Origin of the sequence: Pseudoalteromonas sp. MER144-MNA-CIBAN-0113, from assembly GCF_040308965.1 — a bacterium.
Classification (GTDB): domain Bacteria; phylum Pseudomonadota; class Gammaproteobacteria; order Enterobacterales; family Alteromonadaceae; genus Pseudoalteromonas; species Pseudoalteromonas tetraodonis.
In genome coordinates this window covers 1-335 of the sequence record NZ_JBEOOG010000240.1, presented here as the reverse complement: position 1 = coordinate 335, position 335 = coordinate 1, and the positions used below count along the sequence as shown (strand labels likewise).

1 protein-coding gene is annotated in these 335 nt (G+C 32.2%); it reads right to left on the bottom strand.

Going from position 1 to position 335, the window contains the following annotated elements; genetic code table 11:
- Window positions 1-335: transposase (locus AAEY57_RS19545; protein ID WP_350608611.1), on the bottom strand; the 335-nt coding region annotated here is incomplete at both ends.

Sequence of the window (335 nt, the reverse complement as noted above, 5' to 3'; positions counted from 1 at the left end):
AAATTAGCGCCTCTTGTAAGCTTGCGTTTGATGTTTGAAAGACGCGTAAATTATTATAAGACTTACACTCCTTAAAAAGTAATTCAACCTGCCAGCGTAACCTATATAATTTGCCTATTTCAGTCGCTGTAAATTCATCAATAGATAAATTAGTGACTAAAAATGTATATTGTTTTTCTTTTTTTGACCAATACCCAACGACTCTTGTTAGCTTGTTTTTTATGCTAACATTCATATCAATAAGATCATTTTTAGGTAATTCGGGGAGCAATTCACATAACTTTGGGGAATGACTTCCTGTTAATTCCTGTCCATTTTGCTTAAAAGCATTATGT